Here is a 15,908-nt window from a genome sequence, read left to right on the forward strand (position 1 = left end):
AAATCGGAGAGAGATAAAATTATCGAATATTTGACAAATAATAATTTATAATAATGCTTATGAAAAAGTTTATCTTGTTATATTTATTTACACTGTGTACTGTACTGTGTGCGTATTCTCAATCTGCTGTCTATGTGATTTTTACTCCTATAGAATCAGATACCAAAGGTGTAGAGCATTCCGTTTTTAATATTCATAATTTGGGCGGAGGTGTAGTTCATATTTTCACTATATTTGAACTTGCGAAAAATACTCGTAAAAAATTGTATTTTTATAGATTTGAGTATGATAATCGGAAGGACAACGTTGATAATCCATTCCAAGTTAAGTCCAAAGACTTTTTAAACTCTGTCAATCTTGTAGATTGGGATTTGGTAGAAGGTAAGACCAATGTCGAGTCTAAATTTAAATATATAATGTCTCATGATAAAATATATTTTATAGACCGGAATGAGTCTACGAATGATTCTGTGAAAATATATCCTGTAAAACGATGGGTTCCTAAGTATTAATGTTGTAGAAGCCGGTTGATAGCTTATAATTTATTTATCTAACGGTCGCTTATTCATAATATGGCTTTTAGCCGGCTTTTATCTTTAGTATATTGTATTTCTGCCATATAAGGTACTTTGTAAATATGCTGAGGGCATAAACGAACTCTCATTGATAAAGTCAATGTCTGTTGGTTTGTAACCACCAAGTAGACATGTTGTTAGCTAAAAAATAACGCTTATGAAGAAACTTATCCTATTACATCTATTTACACTATGTACTGTGCTGTGTACGTATTCCCAATCTGCTGTCTATGTGATTTTCACTTCTACGAACTCGGATGATAAAGGTGTTAATAATCTTATTTTTGATGTTCAGGATTGGGATAGGGATGCAGGGCATCTATTTAGTATATTTGAACGTGCTAAAGATACTCGTAAACAATTGTATTTTTATGATTTTATATATAAAAACCATAAGGACAACGTTGACAATCCATTTCAGGTTAAGTCCAAAGACTTTTTAAACTCTGTCAATCTTGTAGATTGGGATTTGGTAGAAGGTAAGACCAATGCCGAGTCTAAATATAAATATATAATGTCTCATGATAAAATATATTTTATAGACCGGAATGAGTCAACGAATGATTCTGTGAAAATATATCCTGTAAAACGGCGTGTTCCTAAGTATTAATGTAACAGAAGCTGGTTAATGGCTTATAATTTATCTAACGGTTGATTATTCATATCAATAATTCATCTGAGGTGATGGATTGGGGAAGATAAATGACGGGCACCATGAATATATAGGCAGTCATGTGGACAAGATGGAAGAACGTTTACAAAGTGCTTTCCCCGGTCAGAGTGAGGACTTTTATAAGTATGGAAAATGGGGGGAGGAGCTACGAGTTCTGATGCATTTGAAAATTTGACACAATCAGAGAAAGAAAAAATTAATGAGTATTTAATAAAGAACAATTTGTAACAATAGCGATTATGAAAAAAATAATTTTCTTGCATTTATTTGTACTGTATAATATATTATATGTATATTCTCAATCAAGTGCTTATGTGATTTTCACTTCTACAAAATTAGATATTAAAGGTGTGAGTAAACAAGTTTTTGAGATTAGAGATTGGGATAGAGATGCTGTTCACATATTTAGTATATTTGAACGTGCTAAAGATACTCGTAAACAATTGTATTTTTATGATTTTATATATGAAAATTTGAAGGACAACGTTGACAATCCATTTCAGGTTAAGTCCAAAGACTTTTTAAACTCTGCCAATCTTGTAGATTGGGATTTGGTAGAAGGTAAGACCAATGCCGAGTCTAAATATAAATATATAATGTCTCATGATAAAATATATTTTATAGACCGGAATGAGTCTATGAATGATTCTGTGAAAATATATCCTGTAAAACGGCGTGTCCCTAAGTTCTAATGATAAATAAAATCTGTATATTCCAACGCAATGAAAAAGCTCTATCTTAGTAAAGAACTTTTATTGGGTGGGGCAATAATTGCAGCACCGTTGTGCAGCTTGGTGATGACGGGCGTATTCCAAAATGATATGCCATTGTTCCCACTCTTGATTATTTGCCTGCTGACGCTTTTCTTCCGACTGCTATTGTTTTTGAAGACTGGCAGAAAGATAAAAGAAGTCCGTCTGACAGCTTGTGACATAGCCGTTGCTCTGTTTATAAGCTATATCTTCCTGCGATGGCTACTGCAAAGGGAAGATGTTGCGGAGCTTTCAATATTCAGATGGTTTCTGTTTGCAGTGGTTTATATTTTGGCGCGAACGGTGAATCATAAAGAAACGCTTTTTTCAGCGTTGATATTATCTGCATCATTACAAGCGGTTGTGGCCCTTTTGCAAAAAGTGGGTTGTTTGTCGAGTCTCCATCCTCTGTTTGATGTGACGGGCACTTTCAACAATCCGGGACCGCTGGGCGGGTATCTTGCTGTGGGATTGGTTGTTGCCGTTTTATTGTATGCGTCCTCTTTTCGGCATTGGAGTACGAGAACTGTCTTGAAAGTAGCTTCGATAGGTGTTATGGGAACTGCATTTTATTGGGCTGATTCACGCGCCGGTTTGCTGGCAGTTGCGGCAGGATTGCTGATGGCTTATGGGGGGAAGATGAAATTTTTCGGATGGCGTGGACGTGCGTGGTGTGTGTGTCTGTCGGTGGCGGCTGTTGCATTTGTTTGTATCCTGTTGTTTGCCTATCGCCCGTTGTCGGCCAATGCCAGGTTGCTGATATGGCGGGTCTCATCGGATATGGTGATGGACAAGCCCTTATTGGGACACGGTGTAGGGGCGTTTGAAAAGAAATACATGTTCTATCAGGCGGATTATTTCAGAAATCATCCTCAATCCGATTTTCTGAATGTAGCCGACAACGTGACTTATCCCTATAATGAACTGTTGCATATTGCAGTGGAAACCGGAATGTGCGGGCTTGTTTTGTTCCTGCTGGTGGCGGTGTCACCGTTTGTCTTTTCTGATGAAAGGACATTGAAGGCCGTATTGGCTGCTTGGCTGATATTCGCCATGTTTTCATATCCGGTCAATGTGGTGCCACTTATGATGAACTTTGCATTGTTCACAGGATTGTGTCGTGGCAAAACTGTGTCTGTTCTGGGTGTAAACAGAATTTTTTGTGGAATTGCTGTTGTTCCTCTTATGGGGTTATTGGCGGTGTGTGGCCATGTAATGTTGTTTTTCTGTGAAAGTTCAACATTGTTGATTGACGTGCTTGGCAGGAAGGTTAGGAATGTGGAGCAGGTGGATTTGTTACAAAAGCTGCCGCTTTCTTGCGAAACATATTGTATGCGCGGTGATATATATCTGGAACGGAAAAGCTATGGGCAGGCCGAGGAGTCTTATAAAGTTGCTGCAGAAATGATTCCTACACGTATACGCCCCAACTATAAACTGTGGAATCTGTATCTGTTGCAACAAGATACTGTGAATGCCCGAAAGATGGCTTTGCATATTCTGGCGCAACGGGTAAAAGTGGAGAATACATTTTCCATTAAGGTGAGGGGGAGGATGAAACAGTTTCTTGATGAAATAGATTAAAAATGATGGCGGGATTTATATTGCGGAAATATTTTAGGAATGGAGGCTTCAACGTGATTTCAGGGCTTGTTGCGGTCTTGCTTGCCTGTTCCTCCTGCTTTTCTGATTTGAAATTGGAACGGGCTCTTGTGGCTGCTGAAGAGAACAGGTCCGAGCTGGAAAAGGTGTTGAAGCACTACTCTTTGGACAGTCCTGACCGCCAGAAATATAAGGCGGCGGTTTATTTGATAAGGAATATGATGGACTGCTATTCCTTGGATTATGTGTATGGGGATGAGTACGTGCGTGTGATAGATTCTCTGAGCAATATAAACGGGACTCCCGTGCAGGAGGATTTTATGCGGGATGTTGACAGTATAAGCCGGTGCTTGAACAGAAAGATACTTCAAAGCGGTTCGGTGATAAAATGTGATTTGAGACATCTTACTGCCGGGCAGTTGATAAGACACATTGACATGAGCTTCGAGTCGCTGCGTTATCCTTGGACGAAGGAACTGGATTTTTCGGATTTTTGCGAATATGTACTGCCGCATAGGATAGGGCATGAAAGACTGGAAGAGTGGATGACAGACTATAGGAACAGCATGAAGGTCGCTCTTGACTCGTTTGCAAGGACCGCTATGGCCGATTCCTGCATTTGCAGTTATTATCTCCGCAAATATGCGGAAAGGGATTTCTTTTATACGACGATTGTACCGGAGCTTTCTCCATCGTCACTGCTTTATTCTACGATTGGCTTGGGAAACTGCAAGGAGTTACAGGCGTTGACTGTCTATTCGTTAAGAAGCCTTGGCATTCCTGTTGCCATTGATTTCACTCCCCAATGGGGAAAAAGGAGTTTGGGCCACAGCTGGTGTACACTGATCGGCAAAGGTTATCAGCTTCCGTTTCTTTTTTACGACAAAGTACCTTTGGGTGAACACCTTGCGGATATGCGGAAGCGTGACGGGCTGGCAAAGGTATACAGAAGGATGTATAGCGAACAAGAGGGCACATTGGCAAGCCTTTTGCCGCAGGAGGAGATTCCCCCACTGTTTGAGGACAAGCATTTGAAAGATGTCTCCGAGCTCTATTTCACTCCGGTGGCGGCAACGGTAAACTTGTCGTTCTCGCCTCCTGAAAAGAAGGAGTATGCTTATTTGTCTGTGTTCAATAATAAGGGATGGATTCCCATAGACTGGGGCCGTATCAAGAATGGAAAAGTTGAATTCAAGAAGGTCGCAAAGGGTAATGCTTACCTGGCCACTTATTACCATCGGGGCAAGACGTACCCGGCATCGAATCCCTTTATTGTGGAGGAGAACGGTGATACAAGGTTATTGGCCCCTGATGTCAACTCCTTTACTTCTGTTTTTTTAAGGCGGAAATATCCCGACAAGAAGCATGTCTATGAATTGTCAAGGAGTCGGACGGTAGGAGGCCGTTTTCAGATAATGGCTGATGTCTCCGAGCGATTTACCGATGTATGTACGATAGATGAATTCCCGGAAACACTGGCTCCGGTTTCGATTGTATTTGATACTCCTGTGGAGGCAACGGCACTCAGATACCTGTCTGCTCCTGACTCGAATGTCTTTCTGGCAGAGCTGGAATTGTATGACGAGCAGGATAACTTGGTTGAGGGGGAGATAATCGGTACGGATGGTAGTTGGTATGGCAATGGCCGTGACAAATATAAAGTGTTTGACCATGATATGTTGACCTACTTTGATGCGCCTGTATCCTCTGGTGGTTGGGTAGGACTGTCATTCGGTCGCGTCCGGAAAATAAAGAGGATAGTATATGCTCCTTACAATGATGATAATGGGATAAACAAGGGGGAGCTGTATGAATTGTTCTATTTTGATGCGGGCTGGGTTTCGCTGGGAGAGAAGTATGGTGACAGTTCGTATACAATGAACTATGACAGGGTGCCTCGGAATGCCTTGCTTCTGTTGAGGAACAAGACGAAAGGACAGGAGGCGTATATTTACACAGGAGGATGGAAAGCATGAATGGTGGTGAATCTGATATGAATCATGAAATGAATGATACGGTTTCCTTATTGTTGATGGTGACGATGTTCCAGTCTGTAGCCAGCCTGCTAATAGGGATATTCGGCTATAGCAGAAACTTTGCCGTTTTCGGTGTTGCTTTCCTTATGGTCGGATTTGTAATGCGGTGGGCCGCTCAATTTTTAATGATAAGTTTTCATTGGTGTTTTATTAAAATTGAGCCACTAATGTAGCTCCTTCTAACTCCTGACTATAAGGAATGCAGGTTAAATCAAAGAACCGTATGCTTGGAACTTTAGCCTCAATCTTTAGCTATTCCCGTTTCAATCATTAACAGAAAACATTCAAACTATTAAAGAAAAACTTTCGAAGTATAAAGGATAAAGTGGGTAGATATAGGGAGAAAAAGTGCTCTTCAGTCTTGGTCTGTCTATCCCAAGCCTTGGGATAGACAGACCAACCCCTGGGATACATGTCCGCAGGCTGGGGATAAACTTTGTGTAACATAACTCCTGAATAGGGATTGTGCAGGCTGTGTTATTCATAATTGGAGGAAAAGAAGTTTCATTGCCTTCCCCGATAAATAGGGCGATACAGAAAAAAGGTGAAGGATGTGCAGGCTGACAGCAGAAAGATTATTTCAGAGAACATAGTTGCCGACAGGTCAAAGCTAAAGATTATTTGTGTATTTTTGCACCGAATTTATTTCGGTAGGATACCTTATGAGAGGCAATACCGGGGGAAAAAGCGCAAAGCAATGAATATAACTGAACTGCAACAATCTTATGCTTCCCATCCCAATGTAGAGGGGGTGTGCAGGCTTCTGAAAGATAACTCTGTCCGTCACCTATATTGCGGAGGTTTATATGCCTCTGCCGCTTCTTTGTTTTCGTCTGTATTGGTTCAGCGGGCTACTTGTCCGCTCGTTTTCATTCTGGGCGATATGGAGGAAGCCGGTTATTTCTATCATGATTTGACGCAGATATTGGGGACAGAGCAGGTATTGTTTTTTCCTTCTTCATTTCGCCGCGCCATCAAGTACGGGCAGAAGGATGCGGCAAACGAAATACTCCGTACAGAAGTGCTGAGTCGCCTGCAAAAAGGAGAAGAGGGGCTTTGCGTGGTGACCTATCCGGATGCGCTGGCCGAAAAGGTGGTCTCTCGTAAGGAACTGGGGGAGAATACACTGAAACTGCATGCAGGCGAGAGGGGGGATATGGACTTTGTGACGGACGTATTGCGCAGCTACGGTTTCGAATATGTGGATTACGTTTACGAGCCGGGGCAGTATGCCGTTCGTGGCAGTATTATCGACGTCTTTTCCTTCTCTTCCGAATATCCCTTCCGTATAGACTTCTTCGGCGATGAGGTGGAAAGCATCCGTACCTTCGAGGTGGAAACACAGCTCTCGAAGGAGAGGAAAGAAAGCATCGTGATAGTTCCCGACTTGAGCCATAGCCTGGAAAAAAGGGGAAGCGGCGGCATGGTGTCGTTCCTCGATTTCCTTCCGTCGGACAGCTTGCTTGCCATGCGCGATTTCCTCTGGCTACGCGAACGCATCCAGACCGTGCACGACGAATCGCTCACCCCACAGGCCATCGCTGCCCGTGAGTCGGAGGAGAATGGAGCCATCACGCTGGAAGGCAAGCTGATTGATGGTGGCGAGTTCACCCTGCGCGCCCTCGATTTCCGCCGGATGGAGTTTGGCAACAAGCCCACCGGAACACCGGATGCCACCGTCTCGTTCCATACTACGGTACAGCCTATCTTCCATAAAAACTTCGACATGGTGGCGGAGAGTTTCCGCGAATACCTCTCCCGTCACTACACCATCTACATATGCAGCGACAGCCTGAAACAGACCGACCGCATCCGTGCCATCTTTGAGGACCGTGGAGACAACATATCCTTTACCGCCGTAGAACGGACACTGCACGAAGGCTTTGCCGACGACACTTTACGTATCTGTATCTTTACCGATCATCAGCTGTTCGACCGCTTTCACAAGTATAACTTGAAGAGCGACAAGGCACGCAGCGGCAAGGTGGCCTTGAGCCTGAAGGAGCTGAACCAATTCACCCCCGGCGACTATGTGGTGCATACCGACCACGGTGTGGGGCGTTTTGCCGGACTGGTACGTATCCCCAACGGTGACACCACGCAGGAGGTGATGAAGATTGTCTATCAGAACGAAGATGTGGTGTTTGTCTCCATCCACTCTCTGCACAAGGTTTCCAAGTACAAGGGAAAGGAGGGTGAAGCGCCCCGCCTCAACAAGCTCGGCACCGGAGCCTGGGAGAAGCTGAAAGACCGCACCAAGACGAAGATAAAGGATATTGCCCGCGACTTGATAAAACTCTACTCGCAACGCCGCGAGGAGAAGGGTTTCCAATACAGTCCCGACAGCTTCCTGCAACGGGAGTTGGAAGCCTCCTTCATCTATGAGGATACCCCCGACCAAAGTAAGGCTACTTCCGACGTGAAGGCCGACATGGAGAGTGCCCGTCCGATGGACCGCCTGGTGTGCGGTGACGTGGGCTTCGGCAAGACGGAGGTGGCTGTTCGTGCCGCTTTCAAGGCTGTGGCGGACAATAAGCAAGTGGCTGTACTGGTGCCCACTACCGTACTTGCCTATCAGCATTTCCAGACCTTCAAGGAGCGATTGAAAGGCTTGCCTTGCCGGGTGGAGTATCTGAGTCGTGCCCGCACCGCTGCTCAGGCAAAGGCTGTAGTGAAAGGGCTTGCCGAAGGGGAAGTGAATATTCTTATCGGTACCCACCGTATCCTGGGAAAAGACGTTAAGTTCAAAGACCTTGGTTTGTTGATTATTGATGAGGAGCAGAAGTTCGGCGTCTCCGTCAAGGAGAAACTTCGCCAATTGAAGGTGAATGTGGATACGCTGACCATGACGGCTACACCCATTCCCCGTACCTTGCAGTTTTCGCTGATGGGTGCGCGCGACTTGAGCGTCATCCAGACACCGCCGCCTAACCGCTATCCCATCCAGACGGAAGTGCACACCTTCAACGAGGAAATCATTGCCGACGCCGTCAATTTCGAGATGAGCCGTAACGGGCAGGTATTCTTCGTGAATAACCGTATTTCCAATCTGTTTGAGTTGAAGACCATGATAGAGCGGCACATTCCCGATTGCCGTGTCTGTATCGGACACGGACAGATGGAGCCTGCCGAACTGGAGAAGATAATCTTTGATTTCGTCAATTACGATTACGATGTGCTGCTTGCCACTACCATCATCGAAAGTGGCATCGACATACCCAATGCCAATACCATTATCATCAACCAGGCGCAGAACTTCGGCCTCAGTGATTTGCACCAGATGCGCGGACGTGTGGGGCGGAGCAATAAAAAAGCTTTCTGTTACCTGCTGGCACCACCTTTGTCCTCCCTTACTCCCGAAGCAAAGCGGCGTCTGCAAGCCATCGAAAACTTCTCCGACCTGGGCAGTGGCATCCACATTGCCATGCAAGACCTTGACATCCGTGGTGCAGGCAATATGCTCGGTGCCGAACAGAGCGGTTTCATTGCTGACTTGGGCTACGAGACTTATCAAAAGATTCTCTCCGAAGCTGTGCATGAACTGAAGACCGACGAGTTTGCCGACCTTTATGCCGAAGAACTGAAAGCAGACGGAGGCGTCATCAGTGGAGAACAGTTTGTCGACGAATGCCAGGTGGAAAGCGACCTTGAACTTCTGTTGCCTGCCGATTACGTGACTGGCAGCAGCGAGCGTATGTTGCTCTATCGCGAGTTGGACGGATTGACACTCGACAAGGATGTGGATGCTTTCCGTTCCCGCCTCGAAGACCGCTTCGGCCCGATTCCTCCCGAAACGGAAGAACTGCTGCGCATCGTTCCCTTGCGACGCCTGGCTGCCCGCCTCGGCGTGGAGAAAGTCTTTCTGAAAGGTGGGCGCATGTCCCTGTTCTTCGTCTCCAATCCGGACAGCCCGTACTATCAGAGCCAGGCTTTCGGTAAGGTCATTGCCTACATGATGAAATATACCCGTCGTTGCGACCTGCGCGAGCAGAACAACAAACGGAGTATGCTGGTGAAGGATGTCAGGACGGTGGAAGAAGCTGTCTGTGTGTTGCAGGAGGTAGTGGCAATGCAGGTGGAGGAGTAACTGTTGCCACTCCTGCCACTAACGTCCGAACTGCAAGGAGAATCCCAAATTGAAGAAAGTGATGTTGTTTTTGAACCAGCTATGATCTACTCCGTCATCATAGCCGTCCGTGTTGTAAAGTCGTGCATCGGGGTTGGCAAACCAGTCTGCTGTTAGGAAATCACAGCGAATCATACCCGAGAGTTTACAGCTGATGCGGAACTCATAGCCTGCAGCGAAAGTTATTCCACAATATCCTTTATGGAAAAGGTGTCCGTTCCGTTCACCGCGTTTATATGTCCGTTCTTGATAGTTCATATACCCGATGCCGAATGATAGGAACAGTCCTTGATTACCGTTGCTCCACAAGGGACGGTATGTGATGTTGGGGCGTATGCAGTGCAGATGTGCCTTATCCGGCAGGCGGGCCATGCGCAGATAGTCATATTGAAGTCCCATGGCAAATAGGGGCGTGATGTAGTAGCGGCCTTCTGTCATGAGGTCATATCCCACCCGGTTGCCGTTCTTGCTGAAGAAGTCGTTGCGGTTTCCTTCTACATGGGGCAAGGAAACACCGCCACCAAGGATGATGCTGTAATTTTGCGGTAGGCATTCGCTTTGTGCCAGCATCCCTGTCACTCCGATGGAGAGTAGGGATAGACAGAGGAGGAATCGTTTCATGCAGTTGCTGTGAGTTTCTTGGAAATATCGTATTTTTATCGTTTCCCGTATAGCTTGTCTATCAAATCCGTCCGTCCTATCCGCCGCAGTTCGTTTATGATGTTCCTGCGCTCTTCGGGTTTGTACCAGAAGAAGAATTGGCGTTGAGCCAGTTTCTCGCGCTGCGTTTTGGCACTGAATACCGGTTCCAGCGTATAAGGATGGAAGCCCGTGTACCATGCTTCGGTGGCAATGGTCATGGGAGTAGGGGTAAAGTCTTGCACTTGCTCCAGATGGAAGTCCAGTCGCTTGGTGATGACGGCAAGCTCCGCCATATCCTCTTCCTTGCATCCGGGATGACTGCTGATGAAATAAGGGATGAGTTGTTGGCGCAGTCCTTCTTCACGGTTAATTCTGTCGAATATCTTCTTGAACTCACCGAACTGGCTGAACGGAGGCTTGCGCATGATGTTGAGCACGCGGTCTGACGTATGCTCCGGTGCTACCTTCAGGCGACCGCTGACATGGCGGGCAATGAGCTCGCGGGTATATTCCTGCGTACTTTTGTTAGTGTTCGGGTCCTTGCTCTGGTGCAGCAGCAGGTCATAGCGTACACCGCTGCCGATGAACGACTTCTTGATGCCGGGCAGGGCATCTACGGCATGATAGATGTCAAGCAGCGGACGGTGGTCTGTATTCAGATTGGGGCATACCTTGGGGTAGATGCACGACGGACGCTTACATTTCCTGCAGACGGCCTCATCCCGTCCCTTCATGCGGTACATATTGGCCGACGGGCCTCCCAAGTCACTTAAGTAACCCTTAAAGTCGGGCAGCTCCATGATAGCTTTCACCTCTTTCAGAACGCTTTCCTTGCTACGGCTTACGATGAACTTGCCCTGATGCGCGGAGATGGTGCAGAAGGCACACCCTCCGAAACATCCGCGATGCAGGTTGACGGAGAACTTTATCATGTCGTATGCCGGAATACGTTTTCCCTTGTACTTGGGGTGGGGCAGGCGCGTATAAGGCAAGTCGAAAGAATGGTCGAGCTCTGCCTCCGTCAGGGGAGGATAGGGGGGATTGACTACCACTGTCTGTTTGCCGACCTTTTGTAACATGCGGGATGCTGTATATTTGTTGCTTTCCTCCTCGATATGACGGAAGTTGGCAGCTTCTTTCTTTTTATCCTTCAGACATTCTTCGTGGGAAAAGAGGGTAATATCTCCTTCTTCTGCAGCTACCTCCTTGTCGAGATAGACCATTTGCGGAATATCGGCAATGAGCTGTTTGAAGCCTTTGGTGTCCATTATTTGTTGGCATTTCAGCCTATTCGCAAGTTCCACCACCGGTTTCTCTCCCATGCCGTAGATGAGTGAATCGGCACCGCTGTCGAGGAGGATACTGGGGCGTACACGGTCTTGCCAATAGTCGTAGTGCGTCAAACGGCGCATACTTGCCTCGATGCCACCTAGTATGACGGGGACATCGGGAAATAGTTGTTTCAATATCCGGGTATATACAATGGAAGGATATTCGGGGCGCATATCCGGACGTGCGTCCGGTGTATATGCGTCATCACTGCGCAAGCGTTTGTTAGCAGTGTATTTATTGACCATCGAATCCATGCAGCCGGGACTGATGCCGAAAAACAGACGGGGGCGTCCCAGTTTCTTGAAGTCGCGTAAGTCGTCGCGCCAGTTCGGTTGGGGGACAATGGCTACGCGTAGTCCTTCCTCTTCGAGGATACGACCTATGACGGCGGCTCCAAAAGACGGATGGTCCACGTAGGCATCACCGCTGAAAAGTATTACATCTAATTCGTCCCAACCACGCAGTTCCACTTCTTTCTTGGTGGTGGGAAGCCAGTCTGTAAGGCGATATTCTTTCATTAATACATTGTAAACTGTAATGTCATTCGTTCTCCGTCGTAAATCTCACGGAAACCTATCTGCTGCTCGGAAAGATACTCTTTCATGTCATTGAAGGCAGTGGCGTTGTCCATGATGATTTCCAGCTTCTCGCCTTTCCCGGCCTTGCACATGGCTTTTATGGCAGGGATTAGAGGGCTGTAATGCTGTTGTCCGCAGGTATCGATGGTTTTCATTTATTCTTCTTCTATTTCTATAGTGCCTTGTTGGGAAAGCCATTGCAGATAGAGCTTAATGAGTTGCTGCAGTCCGAAGGCCTTCATGTTGTTGTGATAGATAACGTCGATGCAGAGGTCGAGTAGGTCTTTGCTATCTTCCTCTTGTGCGGCGATGAGGGAGCGAATGTTCAGTTTCAACTTGTCGAGCACTGTTTCGTCTACAATGCCGTTGCTGTCGATGAGATGGCGGAAGAGTCCGTACTTCTCAATGGTGGCAAGGTTTTCTTCTGAAACTTCTAAGCTGCGGGTTCCGCTGGGGTTGGCTTGTATGGTGTACATGATGTTTAATGTTTAGTGTTTAATGATTAATAGAAGCAAAGATAGTTTTTTCACCACAGATTACACAGATTTCTACAGATTATTTATAGGGATTGCTGTTTTTCTCTGTGTTGCTCTGCCTAATCTGTGGTGAGAAAGCGAAGTATCGAGGCCATAATTGCATTTCTGGACGTTTCTTCCCTGATACTTTCAAAAGGGAATCCCATGATGAAGGTGCGGTAATCGCTGCCTTGATAGGCCACGGCGGCAGATGCGTTGCCGGTGGCATAGGTCATGACTGGAAAAGCGGGAGACATGGGCAGGATGCAATCAGGGGAAGTGACCGGATAGTCCTGCTCATTCGGCAGTCGGGGAAGGGTGAAAGTACGCCCCAGCCCTTGGACAGCGATTTTATCCCCGTCTGTTTTCAAGGAATTTCCATACCGGTACTTCAGAATATTCTGGATAAAATCCCTATTACCCTGCGAATTGTCCATGTCGCTGCCCACATAGGCGCCGCTGACTAGGAGATTGCCTCCCGACCGGCAATACGAAGCCAATATGCGCTGCATGGATGAGGAGAATGTCTTGTAGTATGTATTGCGTGCCGGATTGCTGGAATTGTCTTCTTTTTCCAGCCCGAGGATATAGTCTACTATCGGATAGTCCTCTAAAGAGAGGATGCCTTTTTCCACAGCCTCATCGCTGCATGAGACGAAGCTGTAGTTACCGGCGGCTTGTATGGCCTTGCCGTGTATAAAGGGGTAATCGAAAGTATTTCCGATAATTTTCATACCTTCGTATTCCTCTCTACTCTCTCCCAGGCGTTTTCCCGCTTCCTTCCGGTTGAAGTTCTGCTGGGTACCGCAGAGGGAGATGTCATAGAGATAGGGAACGCCGGGATCTTGCGATAGGTCGAAACCTACAGTCTCGGGAGTGTCTATGACGGCCGGCCCACTGATACGGTCGAATCCGTTGACGATAAGTATCTGTCCTTTTTCCCGTTTGGCTTTATAGGCAGCAAGGATTTCCGAAGGGAAGCTTTCGCCGCCCCGATTCACGGCGGTTACTTTGAAGGAATAGACGATGCCCGGTTCTATTTTTACGGTATGGAACGGAGAACTGACACGTACGCCATTGTCAAATCCTCCACGTCCGATACGTGTATATACAATGTATTCGCGTGGTTTGGCAGTCGGTTCCAACGGGTCTTCCTTGCCTTGCCAGGAGAGCTCTAAAGTATTTTTCTTTTTACCGAAGCGGATGGCAAAGTGGCTGACGGGAAGCGGCTGGACCATGTACTCTTTCCCGTGCTGGTTGCATATATATTGCAGAATGGCTTTATAGAGTGCACGTCCGACGGTGAACTTGAAGTTGGGGTCATGCCCCAGACGCATATCTGCGAAGTTCTGGTGAGACAACAGTTCTACGATGGTGGAAGGAACGGCGGGCAGGCGCGTTTCACTATAGTTGCGGTTCCATAGGCTGCGACGTGTCCAGTCTACGTTGAAGGTGGAGCGGATGTCACGCTGCAACTGCGTCAGTAGGACGTCCGAGAGGTCGCGGGAGGCATGGCGGTCTGTACCGGCATTCAGCCTGCCGTTGTTGAAGTTGGTGGTATAAATGCCTAGAGTGCCTATAATCTCATTTTCCTTGCTGAAACCGGCATCGCTGTGCAGGGCCATACTCATTTCAAAGGGGATGCCCAAGCCTTCTTCTGCCGGGTTGAATACTGATTTCCCGGCAAGATAATTCACCGTACGGGAACGTGCGTTGATGTCATCGTTCATATCATTCTTCCCCTCGTAGCCTCCATAAACAGAGTAAGGCATGCCTGCCCATTGGGCAGAGTAGCGTGCGCCTTCCAGGTATCTGGGCAAGCCACTGGTTTGTCCTCCGCGGGCAATGTTGCCCATGCCTCCTCCAAAGCGGACGGCATCGGCACAGACCACGCCTTTCTCCTTGCTTTCGTTGCTCAATACCACCATGCCATAGTCATTCCGGCCTTTGTCGAAAGTGAATGTGCCGAGGTACACCCATGTGCCGCCTCCTATTTGCTGGTTCACCTTGAATTCTGTGACGCCTCCGTTGTGGAATACAAGGTATTTGGCATCGCTTACGCTGCCCGGCAGAGTCTGATAAGATACGTATACGGCATATTCTCCCGTTTCCGGAATATCGGGCACCCATTCGGCAAAAGCCTTGTCTTTCTTCTTTTCAGTTTTGGCAAAGCGTGCCGTACCGGTGAGGAAAGGGTTTTCATTGTCCTGATAGATTCGTTTCCGTTGGGCAAATCCGGGTTGGGAGGTCTGTTCCCAACGTGCTTTCCGGCTTTTCACGTCCAGATAGAGGGAACCTTGTCCTCCATCTCTGCTTAGGCTACCGTCATTGTCTACGATGACTTCCCGCTTTTGTGTGTCCCTTTCGCGGGGAGTGAATACATTGGCTCCTGCATTCTCCAGCATGGGCAGGAGGTAGGGCAGGATGAACGACTGGGTGAACTGGTCTTCCGTGGTGCAGAACAGCCTCGGGCGTTGCCATCCCCATTTGTTCTTGTCATTGATGTAATATTTCCCGTGGCTTTGCCAAAGGGCAATGTGATTTCCTTCCAGTCCTCGGGTGATTTCGTAGGGGCGTGAAGTACGGGTTACCCAAGGTATACCTTTGTATTCCAAGTGACTGAACGTACGTGCCTTGTCTTTCTTCCCTTTCCGGTAGAGGTTGGGGATAAGCTCTTCAATGTTTTTCCCATCAGCAAAGACGGTGAGGTCGAAGTTGTTTACTGGTCCTGGTAGGATTTGTCCCAGATGGCGGTAAATGGCATCGACGGTTTCAGGCCGTAGAGGCTGGTAGGCAAAGCGCTCGTTTGCATAGACAAGTAATTTCTTCTTCCGGAAGTCAATGCGGAAACTGTCTAGCTTGTAGGTACCGATGTTGGTCGTATGGGTGGTGTATTCCTTAAAGAATGTCTGGAGGCGTTCTTCCACATTCTGCTCTAGTTCTTGTGCCGGAAGGAGGATTCCATATAAGAGCCATATGCCGGTTAGGATAAGTTTTTTCATATTGATGAAATAATGAAGTTGTCAATATCTGCTTTTATCAGATAGTGATGCGTGCAAAAGTACATAAAAGAAAGC

12 protein-coding genes are annotated in these 15,908 nt (G+C 47.0%); 7 read left to right on the plus strand and 5 right to left on the minus strand.

Features of this window, described 5'->3' with window-relative positions; genetic code table 11:
- Nucleotides 1–59: 59 nt before the first annotated feature.
- The 7 genes from EYA81_RS15175 (at nt 60) to mfd (ending at nt 9,725) form a co-directional block, all read left to right on the plus strand.
- A complete protein-coding gene (locus EYA81_RS15175) occupies nt 60–512 on the plus strand; it encodes a hypothetical protein (RefSeq protein WP_129644048.1) in 453 nt (150 codons plus the stop codon).
- Nucleotides 513–732: 220 nt separating this feature from the next.
- Nucleotides 733–1,185: a hypothetical protein gene (locus tag EYA81_RS15180; RefSeq protein WP_131226000.1), complete on the plus strand. Its 453-nt coding sequence runs from the start codon at nt 733–735 to the stop codon at nt 1,183–1,185.
- Between the two features lie 302 nt (nt 1,186–1,487).
- Entirely contained in the window at nt 1,488–1,940 is a 453-nt protein-coding gene (locus tag EYA81_RS15185) for a hypothetical protein (RefSeq protein WP_117600958.1), read from the plus strand.
- Nucleotides 1,941–1,970: 30 nt separating this feature from the next.
- Nucleotides 1,971–3,584, plus strand: coding sequence for an O-antigen ligase family protein (locus tag EYA81_RS15190; protein WP_131226002.1), 1,614 nt, complete (start codon nt 1,971–1,973; stop codon nt 3,582–3,584).
- 2 nt (nt 3,585–3,586) lie between these two features.
- Nucleotides 3,587–5,578, plus strand: a complete 1,992-nt coding sequence (locus EYA81_RS15195; RefSeq protein WP_131226004.1) for a hypothetical protein — start codon at nt 3,587–3,589, stop codon at nt 5,576–5,578.
- Complete coding sequence (locus EYA81_RS15200) at nt 5,566–5,811, plus strand: hypothetical protein (protein ID WP_119961979.1); 246 nt, start codon at nt 5,566–5,568, stop codon at nt 5,809–5,811. Before EYA81_RS15195 ends, EYA81_RS15200 begins: the two co-directional genes overlap by 13 nt.
- Nucleotides 5,812–6,335: 524 nt before the next feature.
- Complete coding sequence (gene mfd, locus EYA81_RS15205) at nt 6,336–9,725, plus strand: transcription-repair coupling factor (protein ID WP_117600980.1); 3,390 nt, start codon at nt 6,336–6,338, stop codon at nt 9,723–9,725.
- Nucleotides 9,726–9,743: 18 nt separating this feature from the next.
- On the opposite strand, the gene EYA81_RS15210 is transcribed toward mfd, so the two are convergent.
- From EYA81_RS15210 to EYA81_RS15230, 5 genes are all read right to left on the minus strand, one after another.
- Nucleotides 9,744–10,385 (minus strand): hypothetical protein, encoded by a 642-nt coding sequence (locus tag EYA81_RS15210; RefSeq protein WP_117600954.1) that lies wholly within the window; start codon nt 10,383–10,385, stop codon nt 9,744–9,746.
- 35 nt (nt 10,386–10,420) lie between these two features.
- Nucleotides 10,421–12,256, minus strand: a complete 1,836-nt coding sequence (locus tag EYA81_RS15215) for a YgiQ family radical SAM protein (protein WP_131226005.1) — start codon at nt 12,254–12,256, stop codon at nt 10,421–10,423.
- Nucleotides 12,256–12,471 (minus strand): sulfurtransferase TusA family protein, encoded by a 216-nt coding sequence (locus tag EYA81_RS15220; RefSeq protein WP_117600952.1) that lies wholly within the window; start codon nt 12,469–12,471, stop codon nt 12,256–12,258. Before EYA81_RS15220 ends, EYA81_RS15215 begins: the two co-directional genes overlap by 1 nt.
- Nucleotides 12,472–12,792, minus strand: a complete 321-nt coding sequence (locus EYA81_RS15225; protein ID WP_117600951.1) for a hypothetical protein — start codon at nt 12,790–12,792, stop codon at nt 12,472–12,474.
- Between the two features lie 119 nt (nt 12,793–12,911).
- Nucleotides 12,912–15,833, minus strand: coding sequence for a xanthan lyase (locus tag EYA81_RS15230; RefSeq protein WP_117600950.1), 2,922 nt, complete (start codon nt 15,831–15,833; stop codon nt 12,912–12,914).
- Nucleotides 15,834–15,908: the final 75 nt, after the last annotated feature.

The sequence above is a fragment of the Bacteroides sp. A1C1 genome (assembly GCF_004328515.1).
Classification (GTDB): domain Bacteria; phylum Bacteroidota; class Bacteroidia; order Bacteroidales; family Bacteroidaceae; genus Bacteroides; species Bacteroides uniformis.